Genomic DNA, 18,632 nt, shown 5'->3' on the forward strand with positions numbered 1-18,632 from the left:
TCACCGGCGTGGCTTCGGAGGTCGCGGGCGAATGCTTCGACCTGATCGTGCGTGCATGGATCGGGTTCGGATGGCCGACTCGCGCGGACCGTGAGTCCCCGCCGCGAGCGGCCTATACCCGAACCCCTGACCAATTCGGGCTATCCGTTCGGGAAAGTGTGGATGGATACGTGAGCCTGTCGGGTGCGACTCCTCCGTTCGCTCGGGATACACCCGCAGGAGACCCGTTCCCGCAGACCATCGAATATCAGCTCTCGTCACCGGATGGGGCCGGGCCGGATAGTATTTCGCCGGCGACCGTCACTGATCCTGCCGCGCAGCCGGACCACAGAGATCCCGGTTAGGGCGGCGTTCCCTCGGCGGCTTCTCGATGCGCCCGGTTATCCCGTCTTCGGCAGATCAGGCCGTGCTCAGGTCGTCACGAGGAAAGAGATCGTGGTGGCGAGTCGGGCGGCCGGCTATGCACGAAGCAAACCGCCCACGAGAAGCAGCAATGACTCCTGAGCCCGGGCATGCGCGGTGTGCTTGTCCTCGGCGTGGGCCCTGCGTGATGCAGCGGTAGTGGCGGCCGAGTGCGGACCAGGGCGGCCGTGCTCGAACCGGTAGGCGTTGCGGCATAGTCGAATTCGTTCCCAGCGGCGAAGAGAACCGGATAAACCGGGCGCGAACCGCTTCGGTTAGTATCGGCAACTGTGAGGCATATCGCGCGGGCGCCGCAGCTGCTGCGGGTGCTCGTGCTCGTTTTCGCCGCGGTGGTGCTGACGCTGGAGGTCCGCGACGGCCAGATGGTCGATCCGCGGGAAACCACCTATGTCTCGCTCGTGTCCTTCTTTGTCGCGGAAAGTAATTCGGCCGAATCCGAGGTCGAACGGCCCGGCGAATCCGGCGGGCAGTCCGTGCACTGCCGCTACGCCTGCGCGCGTGCCGCGGTGCCGCGTCCCCGGCCGGGTGACCTGTGGTCTATTGCGCTGATCTTCATGGGTCTTGTTGTGGGACTGCTGGATTACGCGCGCCGCACCTCGTCGCGGGTGCTACCGGCGTCCTCTCCGGCCGCGACCGGAGAAGAGATTCTGCTGCGTCTGTGCGTCTGCCGGAGATGACAGGTCTGCGCCGAGCAGGCGGGCCGATGCCCGCCCCGCCGCTGCGGGCTGCCCCGACATCGGGACGTGCGATCTCGGAGACGGCTGTGCTGGGTTGGTGCGCGTACCGCGGGTGACCCCGGGTACCGGTCCGTGATCGTGACCTGCCGGATGCGGGCCCAGGCGAACGGAAAGCCGGTGTCGGGCCCGCGCCGGTCGTGCGCATCGATTCGTTCGTCACGGACCGTCTCCGCCCGCGCGCTGTCCGCTTCTGCTCCGGCGGTCTCGCAGCGGTGGCTTTCGCGCCTCCGAAAGGCGTCGGCGGAGCTGTCCGGCAACGGATGCTCCCATCCCGGCGCCGGTCCCGCAGAAAGGAACGCGCCGAACGTAACAGCCCTTTTCGCTTTCGGCCCGGCGCTCGGTCGCCCGAGCGGACAAGGGCCCTGCCGACTGCCGTCCATGGCGGCGCAAGAGCACATCGGACACCCACGATCAAACGACTACACAGGAGATATTCGTGAGATTCCACCTTCCACTGGCCGTCCTCGCGGCTTCGGCCGGCTGTCTCGTTCTCGGGAGCGGCCCGGCTTCGGCGCTGTCGGTCGATCGCTCCGAGGAAGCGGTCGCCGTGCACCTCACCGACGCGGAGGCCCGGGCGATCGAGGACTTGAACCTCGGCCCGGTGCTCGGCGCATTGCCACCCAACTTCACCCCGGAAGCGAAACAACGTCTCGGTGAGAGCATCACCGAGTACGCCGGCCGAGCGGCCGACCATCCGGGATCGACCCTGTCGGTCATCATCGACCAGCCGATCGCGGCGCCGCCGGGGGTGAGTGTCACCGTCACCCGCTGATCCGCGGGTGATCACCGCCCGGCCGGCGAAACCCCGATTCCGGCCGGGCGGTCCGGCGCGTATGTTCGGGGCGGGTTCGATCAGATCCAGACCGACGCCATCGTGAAGGGATGTCCGCGCAGGTGCGCCCAGTTGGGTTTTGCGGCGATCCAGGTGTCATCGATCGAACTCTCGGCGAGTTCGGCCAGCTGCCATCCGGCCGCGACACCGGCCGTCACATGATCGCCGAAGGTGTGCAGGTGGGTGGATATGGCCAGGGGTTCGCCGTCGGAGCCGGTGTAGTGGGTGGGCATACCGGTGACCATCATGAACTGCGGATGGTAGCTGACCAGGACGAATACTCCGCCGGGCGCGGCCAGTCTGCGCGCTTCGGTGTAGAACGGCGCGAGTTCGGGCAGATGTTCGTCGATCAGCGAGGAGATCACGAGATCATAAGCGGCGCCGGGGAACCCGGTATCGCGGACATCGCCTTGCGTGAGCTCGGTGTGGATACCGCGCCGCCGGGCGCGTCGCAGCATACCTTCGCTGAGGTCGATGCCGTCGATCTGTGCTGTGCCACGCTCGCGCAGCCAGGCCGCGGTGCGGCCGGTGCCGCAACCCAGGTCGGCTGCCCGCCGCAGCTGCGGCCACGCCGGCCGGCGCAGGCGGTCGAGCAGCGCGAGATCCATATCGTCGAGCACGGTCTGCTCGTAGGTGGGTGCCCATCCGTCGTAGCCGGTGGCGACATCGACTGTTCGGTAGTGGCGACGGTCGAAATCGGCGAAGGTCGGCATGGCCCCATCGTGCGGGGCCGCCCGGCGCGCGTGCAACGGATTTCCGGCCCGTCCGGAAGTTATCGAGACAAGAGTTGGTCGGTGTTTCTTATTTGTATCGGTGGCCGTTCACTGCGAAACGGTGGCGGACCCGACACCGTGACCGCTGGCCCGCGGACCCCCGCGCGCTACATTCGGTGATATGCCGACCTCGAACAACCCGCTGCGCCGGATCGCGTGGTTCGTGCTCGGCCTCGTGTGCGTCACCGCGGTGGCGGCGCCGGTCGCCGCGGCGGAGCAGCCCACCCGGATGGACACCTACGTCACCGATTCGGCCGGTGCGCTCGACGCCGGTGACGAACAGCGTGTCCGCGCGGCGGTCCATACCCTCTATGCCGATCACAAGGTGCGGCTCTGGGTCGCCTACGTGAACGATTTCGCCGGGGACAGCCCACAGGACTGGGCCACGCAGACCGCGCGGGAATCCGGCTTCGGCAACCGGGATCTGCTGCTGGCGGTCGCCACCCGGGATCGTGCCTACGCCTTCGACGGTGAGCGCCCGGCCGGGGTCGGTGAATCCGAGGTCGACCGGCTGCTCACCGAGCGGGTGGAGCCCGCGCTGCGCGACAGCCGGTGGGCCGACGCGGGCGTCGCCGCGGCCCAGGGGATCGGCTCGGCAATGAGTGGGGGCGGGGTGAGTACGGGTCCGGTGCTGCTCATCGGCGCGCTGATCGTGCTCGCCCTGGCAGGTCTGCTGCTGTATCGGCGCTACCGGCGCCGGGCCCGGGACCGGGCCGAACTCGAACAGGCCCGGCAGATCGATCCCACCGACCCCACCGCCCTCGCGGCGCTACCGCTCGCGGCGCTGCACGCGCGGTCGCGGGAGATCCTCGTCGAACTCGACAACGCCGTACGGACCAGCGCCGAGGAATTGGACCTGGCTGTCGGGGAATTCGGCGGGCCGGCGGTGCTGCCCTTCCACGCCGCGCTGGAGAACGCGCGAGCTGCCACGGCGAAGGCCTTCACGATACGACAGCGGCTCGACGACGCCGTCCCGGAAACGCCGGACGAACAGCGCACACTGCTGATCGATCTGATCACCACCGCCGGTCACGCCGACCGCGAACTCGACGCCCGCGTCGCCGAGTTCGACGCGATGCGCGATCTGCTCATCGATGCCGGGCCCCGGCTGGACGCGCTGACCCGCGATATCGTCGACCTCACCGGCCGCCTCCCGGCATCGGAAGCCGAACTGGCCCGGCTCTCGGGCGCCCATCCGGCCAGTGTGCTCGCACCGATCGCCGACAACGTCACCATGGCCCGGGAGCGGATCGCTTTCGCCGACGACTGCGTCGACGACGGCCGGCGGGAAATCGCCCGGCCCGTGGGTGAGCAGGGCGGAGCGGTCGCCGATATCCGGGCGGCCGAGGGCGCGATCGGTCAGGCCCGCACTCTGCTCGACGCCGTGGACGGCGCGGCGGCCCATATCCAGCAGGCGCGGGCGGGCCTGCCCGCCGTCCTCGACGAATTGCGCGGTGATCTCGGTGCCGCCGCCGAACTCACCGAACACGGCGGTCCGGACCTGGCGACGGCCGTCGCCGCCGCCAGGACCGTGCTGGCGCGTGCGGACACCGCCGCCGCGGCCGACCCGCTCGGTGTCTACCACGACGCGGTCGCCGCCGACGGGGACCTGGATCGCGCGCTGGCCGCGGCCGGGAAGCGGAAGACGGCCGCCGCGGACCTGACGCGCCGGCTGGATCAGGCGCTCGGCGACGCGGCCGCCCGGGTCCGGATAGCAGGCGATTTCATCGCCACCCGCCGGGGCGCGATGGACGCGATGCCGCGCACCCGGCTGTCGGAGGCCCAGCGGCACCTCGACGAGGCGCGGCGGTTGCGCACCGCGGACCCGGCCGCCGCGCTCGATCATGCGCGCCGGGCCGCCGATCTCGGCGGTCGCGCACTGCAGGAAGCGCAGGCCGGGGTGCGGACCTGGGAGGTCCGGCGGTCGCCGTCGGGCGGGGCGCAGGCCGGTGCGATCCTGGGCGGCATCCTCATCGACAGCATGCTGCGCGGCGGGATGGGCGGCGGTCGCGGTCACCGCGGTGGGTACCGCGCGGGGTCGTTCGGTGGGTCGGGCGGATCGCGGCGGATCAGCCGCGGCGGACGTTTCTGAGCGGCCACGGAACCGCCCGCGTGTCGGTATCAGTGCGCGGTTTTACGTTTCGAGGAAGAAAATGCCGGCTTCGGGTGCCGGTGCGGTGGAGGGCCATGACGATGGAGCCGTTGCCATCCGGCACCTGACCACGCTCGACAACCCCGGGGAGAAAGACCATGCTCGAGCCCGCCATCGCCTTGCCCGCGGCCGGAGAAACCATCTTCGACAGTTACCACCGACTGCGCCGCCGCGGTTCCGTCGTGCCCATCGAACTGCCCGGGAACGTGCCGGCCTGGCTCGCTGTCGGCCACCGGGCCGTCGGCGAGATCCTGGCCGGTGACGGCACCGTATTCAGCAAAGACGCCAGGAATTGCCCCGCGCTCCGCGATGGCACCATCCCCCCGGATTGGCCGCTGCGTGCGCTGACCGACTCCGACCATATGCTCAACCGGGACGGCGAGGACCACCGGCGGTTGCGCCGGGCGATCGGGCACGCGTTCACCCCGGCGCGTACGGCCGCGCTGGAACCGCGTATCCGGCAGATCGCGACCGAACTCGTCAACGATCTACCCACCGAGACCGGACAGGTCGACCTCACCACGGCGTTCACCATCCCCTTACCGGTGCGTGTGATCTGCGAACTCTTCGGGGTGGCGCGGGGTGAACAGCACCAGATCCGGTGCTGGGTGGGCATGCTCGTCTCCCATACGAGCACAGGCGAGGAGATGCAAACCGCACTCACCGAGATGCGCGCCTACCTCGCCGAACTGCTTGCGCGCAAACGCCGTGTTCCCGGCGACGATCTCACCACCGCGCTGCTGGCGGCCGACGCGGACCGTGCGCTGAGCGACGAGGAGATGGTCGATATGTTGTGGCTCGTCCTCAGCGCCGGGCACGAAACCACCGTGCACCTGCTGGGCAACGCGGTGGTGACCCTGTGCGCACATCCGGGCGAACTTGCCCGGGCCCGGCGCGAGAACCGGTGGGCCGACGTGATCGAGGAAATGCTGCGATACCGGTCGCCGGCGTGTGTGATGTTCAACCGCTACGCTCTGCGGGACGTGGTCATCGACGGTGTCGATATACCCGCCGGCGCGATAGTGGGTTGGTACGCCGGTGTCGGCCGCGACCCCGATCGGTACCCGGAGGCGGAAGTCTTCGATATCGATCGCGACCACCGCGACCAACTGGCCTTCGGCAAGGGACCGCATTTCTGTCTCGGCGCGCCGTTGGCGCGGCTGGAGGGACGCATCGCGCTGACCACACTGTTCCAAGCATTTCCACGACTGGCCCTCGCCTGCCACCCGGACCTGATTCCCTACAGCCCGCAGATCATCACATGTGGCCCGCTCTCCCTCCCGGTATACCTCGACCCGCCGTACAGCACCGCGCGGGGAACCTGAACGCATCGCCGAACTGCTTTGCATGATCGCGGTGGGGGATCTGGGCCCGCAACGTGCGCATGCTGCCGAAACGGCGGAGCAGGTGCGGCGCTTCGTCCGCGAGAACGCCGGTACCGCGAATCTACGTCTATCCGAGGTCGCCCGGTCGCTCGACTGGTCCCCGCGGCAGTTGCGGCTCGCGCTGCACCAGGCCGGGACGACATATCGGGAGGTGCGCCAGGACGAGACCCTGCGCATCGCCCGGGATCTGCTGACGCGCAACGGACCGCATGCGATGGCTGTCGGAGAGGTCGCGGTGCGTTGCGGGTTCACCCGAACCTGGTTCTCCGAGGCGTTCAAAGCGCGTTACGGCGAAACACCACGGGAGTACCAGAAGCGGGTCTGGGCGGTGTACGGCGGATCGACTGCGGCGAGCACGGCCGAGTCCGGTACCGGCAGTGGCCGACTCGGGGACCCTGTGCCGACGTTCAGGGCGAAATGATGAGCGGCACCAATTGTTCGTCCGGCGTCCGGGCGCCGTGGTGGCCGGCCATTGCCGACTCCAGTGGTTCGTGCTCGGGTCGCACCAGCACGGTGCGACCCTGCGCGACGGCGAGGAGATCCCCGATCCGGTCGGCGATCACCGGAGTGGGTGGCGTGGGGCCGAACCAGTGCTCGTCCAGGGCCTGCTCACGGGTCACCACCTGGGCGTGCCCCGACAGCTGCTCCCGCCAGGTCGCCAGCGCGTCGGCTCGCGCGGCGGCGCGTTCGAGGTAGATGTGGCGGACCCGGGCCTCGCCCGCGATCAGGGCTACGTCGCGGTGCAGCACCTCGGAGTCGTCGAGGTCGATCGCGTGGCCGGCGTGGATCATCCCGTGATCGCCGGTGACCAGCAGGGTGCAGGTGCCGGGCAGTTCGCCGAGTAGTCCGGCCGCGAACGCGTCGATATCCCGCAGGACCGCCAGGGCCTCGGGTGATTCGGGTCCGTGCAGGTGACCGGTCGAGTCGAGGTCGGGGAAGTAGGCGTAGGCGAATCGCGAACCCGTACCCGGATGACGGGCGACCGCCAGGATTCCGGCGCGGACTTCGTCGAGCGTGGTGGCGGGGTGCAGGATTCCAGGTGCGCGGAATGATGCCCGGGTCAGGCCGGAGCGCACCTGATACTCCGGGACCACATAGTGCACCTCCACGCCGCGCGCGGCGAGGTCCTGCAGGCGGCTCGGGCGCGGTTGCGCCGATTCGGGCGGGTAGGTCTCGCGTGCGTCGTCACCGGTCGCGGAGTCGAATCGCCAGCGCAGGGAGTTGAACAGCCGCATGCCGTCGGCGGCGGGCACGGCGAAGCTGTAGCCGATGATGCCGTGCGTCGCGCAGGGCGCGCCGAGCGCCAGACTGGTGAGGCTGGTCGCGGTGGTCGCCGGGAAACCGGCGGTGAGCGTGGTGGTCAGGTGCGCCGCCAGCGTGGGGGCGAGGTCACGGTGGCGCGCGAGTAGTTCGGCGCCCAGACCGTCGATCAGCAGCAACACGACGTCCCGGTTGGGGGCGAGGCCGAGTGGGCCGGGCGAATCCGGCCCGAACGACGCGGCGATGGAGGGGAGGATATCGGCGAGCGTGTACTGCACAGGTTCCCATGGTGCAGTACCGGGGCGAGCCAGGAGGGAATCCGCGGGAAGATCGGCTGCGGGGCCGGCATCCTGCCCCTGCCGTCGCGCTCGTCGCGATGCGGGATCTTGCCGGTCGGCCGGGGTCGACGTGATCGGCCGGCGGCGATCCTCATGGTCTATCGCGCGTGCGGGAAGCCGTGTCTGGGGATGCCGCCGAGCGGCGTGACTCGGTAGCGCGTTCTGCTCCCCTTCGACCCGGACGGTGCGAAATGTTCACACGGGCGAATTGGTTAGATTGCATCATGCATGTTATGTGTACGATGCACATCGGCTGACTTTCGCATATCGAGGAGCACGCTCGTGACCAAACCCGAACCCGTCGTCCGCCCCGCGGCGGTACTGGCGGTGCTCGCATACGCCGGGATCGTGGCGTCGTTGACGCAGACCCTGGTGATGCCGTTGCTCGGGCAGCTACCGGAGATCCTGAACACCGAACCCTCGAACGCGACCTGGGTGGTGACCGCGAGCCTGCTGGCCAGCGCGGTGACGACCCCGGTCGCGGGCCGGCTCGGTGATCTGCTCGGTAAGCGGCCCGTGCTGGTGGGATCGGTGGTCCCGCTCGTCATCGGCTCGGTGATCTGTGCCGTGTCCTCTTCGCTGTGGCCGATGCTGATCGGCCGCGGTCTGCAGGGGATGGGCGTGGGCCTGATCCCGGTCGGTATCGCCGCCCTGCGCGATCTCCTGCCGCCGGCCAAACTCGGCTCCGGTATCGCGCTGATCAGTTCCTCGCTCGGCGTCGGTGGCGCGCTCGGGCTCCCGCTGGCCGCCGCGGTCGTCGAATACAGCAGCTGGCGTTACCTGTTCTGGGGCGTCGCAGCGCTGGCGGCGGTGGCCGGTGCGCTGATCTTCGCGGTGGTGCCGTCGACGCCGCCGCGGGCCGAGCGCGGCCGGTTCGACGTATTGGGCGCACTCGGTCTGGGAGCCGCCCTGGTCTGCCTGCTGCTGGCCGTATCGAAGGGCGCGAGCTGGGGCTGGACCAGTGTCACGACGATCTCCCTGTTCGTCGCCGCCGTGGTGGTGTTGCTGCTGTGGGGCGCGTGGGAGCTGCGCTCGCGTGATCCGCTGGTCGACCTGCGCGTCACCGCCCGTCCCCGGGTACTGCTGACCAACGCCGCCTCGATCGTCATCGGTATGTCGATGTTCGCGCAGGCGTTGATCTTCCCGCAGCTGCTGCAGCTGCCGGAGGCCACCGGCTACGGCCTGGGCCAGTCGATGGTCGCCATGGGTCTGTGGATGGCGCCCGGTGGTCTGATGATGATGTTGTCCTCGCCGCTCAGCGCGAAACTGTCCGCGCTGGCCGGGCCCAAGGTGACGCTGATCCTCGGCGCGATCATCATCGCGGCCGGATACGGCGCCTCGGTACCGCTCATGGGTGAGCCCTGGGGCCTGATGGTCGGCGCGATCATCATCAGTCTCGGCGTGGGCTTCGCCTACGGCGCCATGCCCGCACTGATCATGAGCGCGGTGCCGATCACCGAAACCTCGGCCGCCAACAGCTTCAACACCCTCATGCGCTCGATCGGTACCTCGGTGGCGTCGGCGGCCATCGGCGCGGTGCTGGCCGAGATGAGCACCACCTTCGCCGGTGGGATCTCGGTGCCCACCGAGAACGGTTTCAAGGTCGGCATCCTGATCGGTTGCGGGGTCGCCGCGGCGGCCGCGGTCATCGCCCTGACCATCCCCACCGCCAAACGCGCCGCCGCGGCCGCGGTCGCCGGCGCACAACCCGAGACCGCGAAACCCGACATGGTGCACGCGGTCGCCGAAGCGGTTCCCGCCGCTCCGGCCGGTCTCTCGGTGGAAGCCGAGCGGGTCGTCGGCGATGCCGAAGCGGGCCGGCCCGAGGCCAACGGTTCGGTGCCCACCGCGGCCCCGCGGCACGCGGCCCCCGAACCGGCGCCGGCGTCCTTCGCCGCGGCGGAAACCGACGCGACCGCCTCGGCCGGAACTGCGCCGCAGCCGAGCGGAAGCGGATCCATCCTGTTCGGCCGAGTAAACGACGCGCGGGGTGTCGCCGTGATCGGCGCGACTCTCACGCTGATCTCGCCGTCGGGCCGGCAACTGGGCCGGGCGCTGTCCGGGCCGGACGGTTTCTACGAGATCACGGCCCCGGCCCCCGGTACGTATGTGCTGATCGCCTCGGCCGAGGGGCGCCGCCCCGACGCGTCCACCGCGATCCTGGGGAGCAACCCGGTCTCCTACGACGTGACCCTCACCACGCTCGCCGGCCTCACCGGCACGGTCGCGCGTATCGGCGACGGCGCCCCGGTGTCCGGCGCCACCGTCACCGCCCTGGATATGCGCGGTGAGGTGCTGGCCGCCGCGGAATCCGACGGCACCGGCGGATTCGACCTCGCGGGCCTGCCCGAAGGCGAGTTCACCGTGGCGGTCAGCGCGTTCGGCTACCATCCGACCGCGGTGTCGGCGCGGGTGAGCAGCCGGGACACCGTACTGCTCGAGGTGCTGCTGCGCCCGGGCGTGCGGGTGGCGGGCGTGGTGCGCGGCGGCGGCCGGCCGCTGGCGCAGGCCCGGGTCACCTTGACCGATTCCCTCGGCAATGTGATCGAGACCGTGGCCACGGACGCGGACGGGTCCTATGCGTTCGGGAACCTGGACGGGGGCACCTACACGGTCGTGGCGACCGGGTACGCGCCGTCCACGGCCCAGGTACACGTCGGCGAGCACGACGTGGACGGGCTCGATATGGACCTGCGCGCGGAACCGCTCCCCGGCTCGGACGGCCCGGACGAGGTGGACAGCGAACAGTTCGGCGAGCTGCCGGAGGTACACAAGAGCTCCTGGTGAGCTCCGGGTACGGAAGCTGAACGAACCAGGGCCCCGGAGCAACTGCTCCGGGGCCCTGGTCGCTTCGATACCGTCGGGTGAACTCGGCGCGGGTTGCGCACGTAATCACCGATTCGTGGCCGGCCCTGCTGTAGGACTCGCGGGGCCGGAACCGCGCGTGCGGTTGTCCAGGCCTTCGCCTACCGGTCGCCGCCCTTACCGTCGAGGGCGAGCGTGATCAGGTTCACGATCTGCTGCTGGCCGGTGGTCAGCATGTCGAACTCGCTCCGCATCTCCAGGGTCAATGTGTCGACCCTGCCGTTCAGCTGTCCGAGTTCGCCGCGGATGTCGGTGATGTCGCCGCGGATCCCGGTGATGTCGCCGCGGATATCGGCGATATCTGACCTGGTCGCGTTGTGAAGACGCATGTTCTGTTCACGGAACTCCCGCAGCTCGATCCGAAGCTCCGAGGTGTCGCGATCCGCCCCGCCCGCAAGCACCCGAGCCGCAGCCGCATCCTTCTCGCTGCGCTGCAATCGATGCTTGATATCTCCCATTTCACTCTCGAGGGCCGAAAGCCGGTCCTCGAAGTTCCCCTTCTCCGTCATATCGGCCAGATTACCTGGTCAAGGGGGTATTCCGGGGCCCTGATTTTGTCCTACTCGAGCCAGCTCCTACACTAGACCGGTTGCCAGGGCACTTCTGTGTCCATGGGCGGCCTGACGTGGCTGCCCGGGCGATGCGAACTCATCCGGCGGCGACTGCCGTCCGGACCAGCCGAATTGCTGTAGGCCCACGGCCCGCGCCCACTGGCGTGGGTGTTGTATGGGAACCGCAGCGAGAAAGGTGTCGAGGTCGAACTATGACCATGACCGATCCGATCGCAGACTTTCTGACTCGTCTGCGCAACGCCAATTCGGCGTACCACGATCAGGTGAAGGCCCCGCATTCGAAACTCAAGGCGAATATCGCCGAGATCCTGAAGCGCGAGGGCTACATCGCCGATTACCGCACCGAGGACGCGACCGTGGGTAAGAACCTCGTCGTCGACCTCAAGTACGGCCCCAGCCGCGAGCGCAGCCTGCAGGGTCTGCGCCGCGTGTCGAAGCCGGGTCTGCGCGTGTACGCGAAATCCACCAACCTGCCCAAGGTCCTGGGCGGCCTCGGCGTGGCGATCATCTCCACGTCGACCGGTCTGCTCACCGACCGCCAGGCGGCCAAGCAGGGAGTGGGCGGGGAAGTCCTCGCCTACGTCTGGTAAGGGGAGGTACGGACAATGTCGCGTATCGGTAAAGATCCCGTCGCGGTTCCCGCGGGCGTGGAAGTGACCATCAACGGCCAGGACGTCGCGGTGAAGGGCCCCAAGGGCCAGCTGTCGCTGACCATCGCCGAGCCGATCAGTGTCGCGCAGGAAGACGGCCGCCTGGTGGTCTCCCGCCCGGACGACGAACGTCGCAGCCGCTCGCTGCACGGCCTGACCCGGACCTTGATCGCCAATATGGTCACCGGTGTCACCCAGGGCTACGAGAAGAAGATGGAAATCTTCGGCGTCGGCTACCGCGTGCAGCAGAAGGGCAGCAACCTCGAGTTCGCCCTCGGCTACAGCCACCCGGTGCCGATCGAGGCGCCCGAGGGCATCACCTTCGCGGTGGAATCGCCCACCAAGTTCTCCGTATCCGGGATCGACAAGCAGAAGGTCGGCCAGATTTCGGCGGTCATCCACGGACTGCGCAAGCCCGACCCGTACAAGGGCAAGGGCATCCGCTACGCCGGTGAGGTCGTTCGCCGCAAGGTCGGAAAGACGGGTAAGTGATCATGGCGCAAACCGAGAATCAGAAGGCCAAGCGCATTCCGCTGGGCAAGGATGCTTCCACTCGCCGGCGGCTGTCCAAGACGCGTCGCCACTTCCGCCTGCGCAAGAAGATCGAGGGCACCACCGCGCGTCCGCGGCTGATCGTGCACCGCTCCTCGCGGCACCTGCACGTGCAGCTCGTCGACGACTCCGCCGGTCGCACCCTCGCTTCGGCGTCGACCATCGAGGCCGACGTGCGGGCGCTGGACGGCGACAAGACCGCCAAGGGCAAGAAGGTCGGCGAACTGATCGCCGAGCGTGCCAAGGCCGCCGGTGTGGAGGCCGTGGTGTTCGACCGCGGTGGCCACGACTACCACGGCCGGATCGCGGCGCTCGCCGATGCCGCTCGGGAAGGCGGGTTGAAGTTCTGATGACCAACATGACTGCACATACCTGTGTGAACGGAAGGAACGTCTGATGCCGGGACGTCAGCGGCGTGACGGCGGAAACGGACCCGCCGGACAGAACTCCAATGCCCCCGACGGGGGTCGCGGCGACCGCCGGGGCGGCGACCGCCGTGGCGGTGGCGACCGTCGTAACGACCCCGCCGAGAAGAACCAGCTCGAGCGCGTCGTAGCGATCAACCGTGTCTCCAAGGTGGTCAAGGGTGGTCGGCGCTTCAGCTTCACCGCTCTGGTCATCGTGGGCGACGGCAACGGCCTGGTCGGTGTCGGCTACGGCAAGGCCAAGGAAGTTCCCGCGGCCATCCAGAAGGGTGTCGAGGAAGCGCGTAAGGGCTTCTTCCGCGTCCCGATGATCGGCTCCACCATCACCCACCCGGTGCAGGGCGAAGCGGCGGCCGGTGTGGTCATGCTGCGCCCGGCTTCTCCGGGTACCGGTGTGATCGCCGGTGGCGCCGCGCGTGCCGTGCTGGAATGCGCGGGCATCCATGACATCCTGGCCAAGTCGCTCGGTAGCGACAACGCGATCAACGTCGTCCACGCCACCGTCGCGGCGCTCAAGATGCTGCAGCGGCCGGAAGAGGTCGCGGCTCGCCGTGGTCTGCCGCTCGAGGACGTCGCTCCCGCGGGCATGCTGCGTGCCCGTGCCGGACAAGGAGTCTGATATGGCAGATCTCAAGGTGACCCAGATCAAGAGCTCGATCGGCGCCAAGCAGAATCAGCGCGAGAGCCTGCGGACCCTGGGTCTGCGGGGTATCCGCAAGTCGGTTGTCCGTGAGGACAACCCGCAGAACCGCGGTCTGATCAATGTCGTGCGCCACCTCGTAACTGTTGAGGAGGTCTGACATGACCATCAAACTGCATCATCTGCGGCCCGCTCCGGGCGCGAAAACCGATAAGACCCGCGTCGGTCGCGGTGAGGGTTCCAAGGGTAAGACCGCGGGTCGCGGCACCAAGGGCACCAAGGCACGCAAGAACGTGCCGGCCGCGTTCGAAGGTGGGCAGATGCCCATCCACATGCGGCTGCCGAAGCTGAAGGGCTTCACCAACCCGTTCCGGGTGGAGTACCAGGTCGTGAACGTGGGTGCCATCGCCGAACTGTTCCCCGAAGGGGGGACCGTCGGCAAGGACGAGCTGGTCGCCAAGGGCGCTGTGCGCAAGAACCAGCTGGTCAAGGTGCTCGGCGAGGGTGAAATCTCCGTCGCCGTTCAGGTCAGTGCGGATAAGTTCTCCGGCTCCGCCAAGGAGAAGATCACCGCCGCCGGTGGCACCGCCACCGAACTGGGCTGACGTTCGCCGGTTTCGACGACAGGGCGCCGGACGAGTGCAGGCTCGTCCGGCGTCACTGTTAGAGTTCAAGTGTTGTCTGCCAAGACCCGTCATGGGTTCGGCGATTTCCGACCGGGACACGCTGAAAAATTCCATGGCCTGACCATGTCGTTCGCCAGGAGGATCTGTGCTTTCCGCCTTCGTTACGGCCTTCCGGACTACGGACTTGCGGCGGAAGATTCTCTTCACGCTGGGGCTGGTCGCGTTGTACCGCCTCGGTGCCGCGCTACCGTCGCCCGGGGTCGACTACAGGGCGGTCCAGGAATGTATCGACCTGGTCTCCGGTGGTGACTCCGCCGGCATCTACCAGCTCATCAACCTGTTCTCCGGTGGTGCGCTACTGCAGCTGTCGGTGTTCGCCATCGGCATCATGCCCTACATCACAGCGAGCATCATCGTTCAGCTGCTGACCGTCGTCATCCCGCGGTTCGAGGAACTGCGCAAGGAAGGCCAGGCCGGCCAGACCAAGATGACGCAGTACACCCGCTACCTGTCGATCGCGCTCGCGATTCTGCAGGCCACCGGTCTGGTGGCGCTGGCCGCGCGCGGTCAGCTGCTACAGGGCTGCCAGCAGGACATCCTGGCCGATACCAGTGTCTTCGGCATGATCATCATCGTCCTGGTGATGACCGCGGGTGCCGCCCTGGTGATGTGGTTCGGTGAGCAGATCACCGAACGCGGTGTCGGCAACGGTATGTCGCTGCTGATCTTCGCCGGTATCGCCGCTCGTATCCCGTCCGAGGGTAAGTCGATTCTGGACAGCCGCGGCGGGCTCGTCTTCGGCCTCGTATGCGTGGCCGCGCTGCTCATCATCATCGCGGTCATCTTCGTCGAACAGGGCCAGCGCCGTATCCCGGTGCAGTACGCCAAACGGGTGGTCGGCCGCAAGATGTACGGCGGCTCGTCGACCTACCTGCCGCTGAAGGTGAACCAGGCGGGCGTTATCCCGGTCATCTTCGCGTCCTCGCTGCTGTACCTGCCGAATCTGATCGCCCAGCTGACCGGGTCGACCACCGCCGAAGAGCCCAGCTGGTGGCAGGAGATCATCCAGAAGTACCTGGTCAATCCCAGTAACCCGGTGTACATCGCGATCTACTTCGGCCTTATCGTCTTCTTCACCTACTTCTATGTCGCGATCACCTTCAACCCGGAGGAACGCGCCGACGAGATGAAGAAGTTCGGTGGTTTCATCCCGGGTTACCGCCCGGGTAAGCCGACGGCCGATCATCTGACCTACGTGCTCAGCCGGATCACCCTGCCGGGCTCCATCTACCTCGGCCTTGTCGCCGTACTGCCGAACGTGTTCCTCGATATGGGCGGTTCCGGCGGCGCGGCGCAGAATCTCCCGTTCGGTGGTACCGCCGTGCTCATCATGGTGAGCGTCGGCCTGGACACCGTGAAGCAGATCGAAAGCCAACTCATGAATCGCAATTACGAAGGGTTCCTCAAGTGAGAGTTGTACTACTCGGGCCGCCGGGAGCGGGCAAGGGCACTCAGGCCGTGCTGCTATCGGAAAAGCTGGGCGTACCACATATCTCTACGGGTGACCTCTTCCGCGCGAACATCAGCGAGCAGACACCGCTCGGTCTCGAAGCGAAGCGCTACATGGACGCGGGCGAACTCGTGCCCAGCGATGTCACCAACCGTATGGTCCGGTCCCGGGTTGCCGAGCCCGACGCCGCGCGCGGGTTCGTGCTCGACGGCTACCCCCGCACCGTCGACCAGGCCGACGCGCTCGCCAAGATCCTCGACGATCTGGGCAGCGAACTCGACGCGGTGCTGTGCTTCGTGGTCTCCGAGGACACGGTGGTCGATCGGATGCTGGCCCGGGGTCGCTCCGACGACAACGAGGAAACCATCCGCACCCGGCTGCGGATCTACCGGGACGAGACCCAGCCGCTGCTGAACTACTACGACGGCCTGGTCGTCTCGGTGGACGGCGTCGGTGAGGTCGACGAGGTCAATGCGCGGGCCCTGGAGGCACTGGGTCGTAATGCCACGACCGGTTAGCCCCGGCCGCGGGTGCGGCGGTAATCCTTCGGCGATGGGGAGCTGACCCGATATGGTCTTCGGTCGAAAGAACAAGAAGGTCGTTCCGTTCCGCTCCGCCGGTGAACTCGACGCGATGGCGGCGGCGGGCGCCGTCGTGGGTCGCGCGCTCGTCGCGGTACGTGCGGCCGCCGCGCCCGGGGTCTCCACGCTCGAACTGGACCGGATCGCCGAACAGGTGATCCGGGACGCCGGCGCGGTGCCCTCGTTCAAGGGCTACCACGGCTTTCCCGGCTCCATCTGCGCCTCGGTGAACGATCGCGTGGTGCACGGGATCCCGACCGAGACCGAGGTGCTCGCCCCCGGCGATCTGGTGTCCATCGACTGTGGCGCGGTGCTGGACGGCTGGCACGGTGACTCCGCGTGGACGTTCGGCGTGGGTGACCTGATCGAGGCCGACCGGCTGCTCAGCGTGGCCTGCGAGAAGTCCATGGTGGCCGGTATCGCGGCCATGGTCCCGGACAACCGGCTGACCGATGTCTCGCACGCGATCGAACTCGGCACCCGGGCGGCCGAAACCGAACACGGCCGCTCGTACGGCATCGTCGACGGTTACGGCGGGCACGGGATCGGACAGGAGATGCACCTCGACCCGTTCCTGCCGAACGAAGGCCGGCCGGGGAAGGGTCCGCGGCTGGTGGTCGGTTCGGTCCTGGCCATCGAACCGATGCTGACTCTGGGCACCCACGACACCAAGGTGCTCGACGACGACTGGACCGTGGTGACCACCGACGGGTCACGCGCGGCGCACTGGGAGCACACCGTCGCCGTGACCGAGGACGGACCGCGTATTCTCACCCTGCGCCCGGAATAGCCGCCGGCTCCGCACCGGATCGCTCGGTCGTTGCCCGATGGTGTTCTCCGCCGGGATCAGATCTCCAGCATGACTGTTACCGGGCCGTCGTTGGTGAGCTCGACCTCCATATGCGCCCCGAAGCGGCCGCCGGCCACCGTGGCACCGGACTCTCGAAGGGTTTCGGCGAGGAGGTGGACCAGTGGTTCGGCGAGCGGTCCCGGTGCCGCCGCTGACCACGACGGACGCCGGCCTTTACGGGTGTCGGCATAGAGCGTGAACTGGCTGACCACCAGGATCGGCGCGCCGAGATCGGCGGCGCTGCGTTCGTCTTCGAGAATGCGCAGGCGCCAGATCTTTTCGGCCAGCGCCCGGGCGGTGGCCTCGTCGTCGGTGTGGGTGACGCCGATCAGCGCGAGCAGGCCGTGGCGGATCCCGGCGGCCCGCGGCTCGATCCGGCCGACCACTTCGCCGTCGACGGTCACCTGAGCGGAGGTCACACGTTGTAGCAGGGCTCGCATACCGCTCGATCATGCCGCCCCACGGCGCCGCGCCGGAATCCGGGCCCTCTCTCGCAACCGCCGGAAAAGTCCGTGTTCACGTCTGTGTCACACCGGATTCGCTCCCGGCTGCCATGGTCGAGTAGATGGATTCGGCCGGGACGGGGAGGTCCGGCACGCGGGAGGAGTGGATATATGGGCGACAGGGTCGATTACAACGACGAAGCCTTTCGCGCGGCCGCCGTGCGTACCGGTGGGGTGCGAGACCGGATCAACGGGGTGATCTCGAAACTCGAATCCAAGATCAACGGTCGCGGTGAGCCCTGGGGCAGTGATTCGCTCGGTCGGTCCTTCGCCGTCGGTCAGGACGGCAACGGCTATGTGCCGTCGAAGAAGAACCTCCTCGACAGCGCCGGCAATGTGTCCGCCACCATGGGGCAGTTCCACGACGGTCAGGTCGAGAGCGCCGACTACCTGCAGGACATGGAAGACGGCAACCGCGACGGCCTACGTTGAGCCGGGCGGTTCCGCGACGATGACCAACGAGCAGGCCAAAGCCGAACTGGCCGCGATCATGGACGGCGTGCGGGAGCAGATGCGCACCATCGCGCGCATCCAGCAGCAGCGCGCCGAACTCACCGCCAGCGCGACGGCGCGGGGCAAGAAGGTCACCGTCACCGTGAACGCGGACAACACGGTGATCGATGTGAAATTCTCCGCCGATATCGACGAACTGAGCTACTCGGAGATCGCCAAGGCGGTCGTGGAAGCCACCCAGCGGGCGGTCCGGCAGATCTCGGAGAAGACCACCGATCTGATGTCGCCCTTGGATATCCAGCGATCTCGGATGCCTAAACTCTCCGACCTGGTGGAGGGCCTGACCGATATCGAGATACCGAACCCGGTCGCCGCGTCCACCGAGCGACCCGCCACCGCGGCGCGCCGGCAGGTTTTCGACGGCAGCGGCCCGCCGCCGGGCTGGGACGAGCCGGACGGTACGCGCCGGGGCAAGTCGGTCACCGACTCCAGCTGGTGAACCCGG

General features: G+C 68.1%; 21 protein-coding genes and 1 pseudogene. 18 read left to right on the plus strand and 4 right to left on the minus strand.

Annotated elements, in window-relative coordinates; genetic code table 11:
- Positions 1 to 692: 692 nt before the first annotated feature.
- Both NF4_RS14525 and NF4_RS14530 read left to right on the plus strand, forming a co-directional pair.
- Positions 693 to 1,100, plus strand: coding sequence for a hypothetical protein (locus tag NF4_RS14525; protein ID WP_063127874.1), 408 nt, complete (start codon positions 693 to 695; stop codon positions 1,098 to 1,100).
- A 496-nt stretch (positions 1,101 to 1,596) separates the two neighbouring features.
- Complete coding sequence (locus tag NF4_RS14530; protein WP_063127875.1) at positions 1,597 to 1,932, plus strand: hypothetical protein; 336 nt, start codon at positions 1,597 to 1,599, stop codon at positions 1,930 to 1,932.
- A gap of 80 nt (positions 1,933 to 2,012) precedes the next feature.
- On the opposite strand, the gene NF4_RS14535 is transcribed toward NF4_RS14530, so the two are convergent.
- A complete protein-coding gene (locus NF4_RS14535) occupies positions 2,013 to 2,705 on the minus strand; it encodes a class I SAM-dependent DNA methyltransferase (protein WP_063127876.1) in 693 nt (230 codons plus the stop codon).
- A gap of 181 nt (positions 2,706 to 2,886) precedes the next feature.
- Here NF4_RS14535 and NF4_RS14540 point away from each other — a divergent pair, with 181 nt between their 5' ends.
- The 3 genes from NF4_RS14540 (at position 2,887) to NF4_RS14550 (ending at position 6,723) form a co-directional block, all read left to right on the plus strand.
- On the plus strand, positions 2,887 to 4,857 hold the full coding sequence (locus tag NF4_RS14540) for a TPM domain-containing protein (RefSeq protein ID WP_157120322.1): 1,971 nt from the start codon (positions 2,887 to 2,889) through the stop codon (positions 4,855 to 4,857).
- A gap of 158 nt (positions 4,858 to 5,015) precedes the next feature.
- A complete protein-coding gene (locus NF4_RS14545) occupies positions 5,016 to 6,242 on the plus strand; it encodes a cytochrome P450 family protein (RefSeq protein WP_063127877.1) in 1,227 nt (408 codons plus the stop codon).
- A gap of 22 nt (positions 6,243 to 6,264) precedes the next feature.
- Positions 6,265 to 6,723: a helix-turn-helix domain-containing protein gene (locus NF4_RS14550; protein ID WP_063127878.1), complete on the plus strand. Its 459-nt coding sequence runs from the start codon at positions 6,265 to 6,267 to the stop codon at positions 6,721 to 6,723.
- Here the strand turns inward: NF4_RS14550 and NF4_RS14555 are convergent.
- Positions 6,710 to 7,840, minus strand: coding sequence for an alkaline phosphatase family protein (locus NF4_RS14555; protein WP_063127879.1), 1,131 nt, complete (start codon positions 7,838 to 7,840; stop codon positions 6,710 to 6,712). The genes NF4_RS14550 and NF4_RS14555 overlap by 14 nt on opposite strands.
- A 342-nt stretch (positions 7,841 to 8,182) precedes the next feature.
- On the opposite strand from NF4_RS14555, the pseudogene NF4_RS39275 reads away from it, so the two are divergent.
- Together NF4_RS39275 and NF4_RS39280 are read left to right on the plus strand one after the other, a co-directional pair.
- Positions 8,183 to 9,634 (plus strand): annotated as a pseudogene (locus NF4_RS39275) (MFS transporter); the annotation flags it as partial.
- Positions 9,629 to 10,687 carry an MSCRAMM family protein gene (locus tag NF4_RS39280; RefSeq protein ID WP_232330476.1) on the plus strand — a complete coding sequence of 353 codons (1,059 nt, stop codon included), beginning with the start codon at positions 9,629 to 9,631 and terminating at the stop codon, positions 10,685 to 10,687. The pseudogene NF4_RS39275 and the gene NF4_RS39280, both read left to right, overlap by 6 nt.
- A gap of 179 nt (positions 10,688 to 10,866) precedes the next feature.
- Here the strand turns inward: NF4_RS39280 and NF4_RS14565 are convergent, their stop codons facing one another.
- The gene (locus tag NF4_RS14565; RefSeq protein WP_063127880.1) at positions 10,867 to 11,274 is read right to left on the minus strand and encodes a hypothetical protein; all 408 of its coding nucleotides are present in this window, start codon (positions 11,272 to 11,274) and stop codon (positions 10,867 to 10,869) included.
- A gap of 254 nt (positions 11,275 to 11,528) precedes the next feature.
- Between NF4_RS14565 and rpsH the strand changes: the two genes are divergently transcribed.
- The 9 genes from rpsH (at position 11,529) to map (ending at position 17,111) form a co-directional block, all read left to right on the plus strand.
- Positions 11,529 to 11,927 carry a 30S ribosomal protein S8 gene (rpsH, locus tag NF4_RS14570; protein WP_039822465.1) on the plus strand — a complete coding sequence of 133 codons (399 nt, stop codon included), beginning with the start codon at positions 11,529 to 11,531 and terminating at the stop codon, positions 11,925 to 11,927.
- 15 nt (positions 11,928 to 11,942) lie between these two features.
- The gene (rplF, locus tag NF4_RS14575; protein ID WP_063060509.1) at positions 11,943 to 12,479 is read left to right on the plus strand and encodes a 50S ribosomal protein L6; all 537 of its coding nucleotides are present in this window, start codon (positions 11,943 to 11,945) and stop codon (positions 12,477 to 12,479) included.
- A gap of 2 nt (positions 12,480 to 12,481) precedes the next feature.
- On the plus strand, positions 12,482 to 12,889 hold the full coding sequence (rplR, locus tag NF4_RS14580) for a 50S ribosomal protein L18 (protein WP_063127881.1): 408 nt from the start codon (positions 12,482 to 12,484) through the stop codon (positions 12,887 to 12,889).
- A 46-nt stretch (positions 12,890 to 12,935) separates the two neighbouring features.
- Positions 12,936 to 13,583, plus strand: a complete 648-nt coding sequence (gene rpsE / locus NF4_RS14585; RefSeq protein ID WP_030522648.1) for a 30S ribosomal protein S5 — start codon at positions 12,936 to 12,938, stop codon at positions 13,581 to 13,583.
- A 1-nt stretch (position 13,584) separates the two neighbouring features.
- Positions 13,585 to 13,764: a 50S ribosomal protein L30 gene (rpmD, locus tag NF4_RS14590; RefSeq protein ID WP_030522647.1), complete on the plus strand. Its 180-nt coding sequence runs from the start codon at positions 13,585 to 13,587 to the stop codon at positions 13,762 to 13,764.
- 1 nt (position 13,765) lies between these two features.
- Positions 13,766 to 14,209 (plus strand): 50S ribosomal protein L15, encoded by a 444-nt coding sequence (gene rplO / locus NF4_RS14595; RefSeq protein ID WP_063127882.1) that lies wholly within the window; start codon positions 13,766 to 13,768, stop codon positions 14,207 to 14,209.
- 166 nt (positions 14,210 to 14,375) lie between these two features.
- A complete protein-coding gene (gene secY, locus NF4_RS14600; protein WP_063127883.1) occupies positions 14,376 to 15,701 on the plus strand; it encodes a preprotein translocase subunit SecY in 1,326 nt (441 codons plus the stop codon).
- Positions 15,698 to 16,258: an adenylate kinase gene (locus NF4_RS14605; RefSeq protein WP_039822471.1), complete on the plus strand. Its 561-nt coding sequence runs from the start codon at positions 15,698 to 15,700 to the stop codon at positions 16,256 to 16,258. The genes secY and NF4_RS14605 overlap by 4 nt, the downstream gene beginning before the upstream one ends.
- A 52-nt stretch (positions 16,259 to 16,310) precedes the next feature.
- Positions 16,311 to 17,111, plus strand: a complete 801-nt coding sequence (gene map, locus NF4_RS14610; RefSeq protein ID WP_063127884.1) for a type I methionyl aminopeptidase — start codon at positions 16,311 to 16,313, stop codon at positions 17,109 to 17,111.
- 56 nt (positions 17,112 to 17,167) lie between these two features.
- Here the strand turns inward: map and dtd are convergent, their stop codons facing one another.
- Complete coding sequence (gene dtd / locus NF4_RS14615) at positions 17,168 to 17,611, minus strand: D-aminoacyl-tRNA deacylase (RefSeq protein WP_063127885.1); 444 nt, start codon at positions 17,609 to 17,611, stop codon at positions 17,168 to 17,170.
- 174 nt (positions 17,612 to 17,785) lie between these two features.
- Between dtd and NF4_RS14620 the strand changes: the two genes are divergently transcribed.
- A complete protein-coding gene (locus tag NF4_RS14620; RefSeq protein WP_063127886.1) occupies positions 17,786 to 18,106 on the plus strand; it encodes a hypothetical protein in 321 nt (106 codons plus the stop codon).
- A gap of 19 nt (positions 18,107 to 18,125) precedes the next feature.
- On the plus strand, positions 18,126 to 18,626 hold the full coding sequence (locus tag NF4_RS14625; protein ID WP_063127887.1) for a YbaB/EbfC family nucleoid-associated protein: 501 nt from the start codon (positions 18,126 to 18,128) through the stop codon (positions 18,624 to 18,626).
- Positions 18,627 to 18,632: the final 6 nt, after the last annotated feature.

The sequence above is a fragment of the Nocardia fusca NBRC 14340 genome (genome assembly GCF_001618425.1).
GTDB classification, from domain to species: Bacteria; Actinomycetota; Actinomycetes; order Mycobacteriales; family Mycobacteriaceae; genus Nocardia; species Nocardia fusca.

Excerpts from the sequence above, each read along its gene's own strand:
- NF4_RS14540 (WP_157120322.1), top strand. The coding sequence starts at position 2,887 with ATGCCGACCTCGAACAACCCGCTGCGCCGGATCGCGTGGTTCGTGCTC.
- rpmD (WP_030522647.1), top strand. The coding sequence starts at position 13,585 with ATGGCAGATCTCAAGGTGACCCAGATCAAGAGCTCGATCGGCGCCAAG.
- rpsE (WP_030522648.1), top strand. The coding sequence starts at position 12,936 with ATGCCGGGACGTCAGCGGCGTGACGGCGGAAACGGACCCGCCGGACAG.
- map (WP_063127884.1), top strand. The coding sequence starts at position 16,311 with ATGGTCTTCGGTCGAAAGAACAAGAAGGTCGTTCCGTTCCGCTCCGCC.
- NF4_RS14625 (WP_063127887.1), top strand. The coding sequence starts at position 18,126 with ATGACCAACGAGCAGGCCAAAGCCGAACTGGCCGCGATCATGGACGGC.
- NF4_RS14545 (WP_063127877.1), top strand. The coding sequence starts at position 5,016 with ATGCTCGAGCCCGCCATCGCCTTGCCCGCGGCCGGAGAAACCATCTTC.
- rplF (WP_063060509.1), top strand. The coding sequence starts at position 11,943 with ATGTCGCGTATCGGTAAAGATCCCGTCGCGGTTCCCGCGGGCGTGGAA.
- NF4_RS14535 (WP_063127876.1), bottom strand. The coding sequence starts at position 2,705 with ATGCCGACCTTCGCCGATTTCGACCGTCGCCACTACCGAACAGTCGAT.
- rpsH (WP_039822465.1), top strand. The coding sequence starts at position 11,529 with ATGACCATGACCGATCCGATCGCAGACTTTCTGACTCGTCTGCGCAAC.
- NF4_RS39280 (WP_232330476.1), top strand. The coding sequence starts at position 9,629 with ATGGTGCACGCGGTCGCCGAAGCGGTTCCCGCCGCTCCGGCCGGTCTC.
- dtd (WP_063127885.1), bottom strand. The coding sequence starts at position 17,611 with ATGCGAGCCCTGCTACAACGTGTGACCTCCGCTCAGGTGACCGTCGAC.
- NF4_RS14550 (WP_063127878.1), top strand. The coding sequence starts at position 6,265 with ATGATCGCGGTGGGGGATCTGGGCCCGCAACGTGCGCATGCTGCCGAA.
- NF4_RS14620 (WP_063127886.1), top strand. The coding sequence starts at position 17,786 with ATGGGCGACAGGGTCGATTACAACGACGAAGCCTTTCGCGCGGCCGCC.
- rplR (WP_063127881.1), top strand. The coding sequence starts at position 12,482 with ATGGCGCAAACCGAGAATCAGAAGGCCAAGCGCATTCCGCTGGGCAAG.
- NF4_RS14565 (WP_063127880.1), bottom strand. The coding sequence starts at position 11,274 with ATGACGGAGAAGGGGAACTTCGAGGACCGGCTTTCGGCCCTCGAGAGT.
- rplO (WP_063127882.1), top strand. The coding sequence starts at position 13,766 with ATGACCATCAAACTGCATCATCTGCGGCCCGCTCCGGGCGCGAAAACC.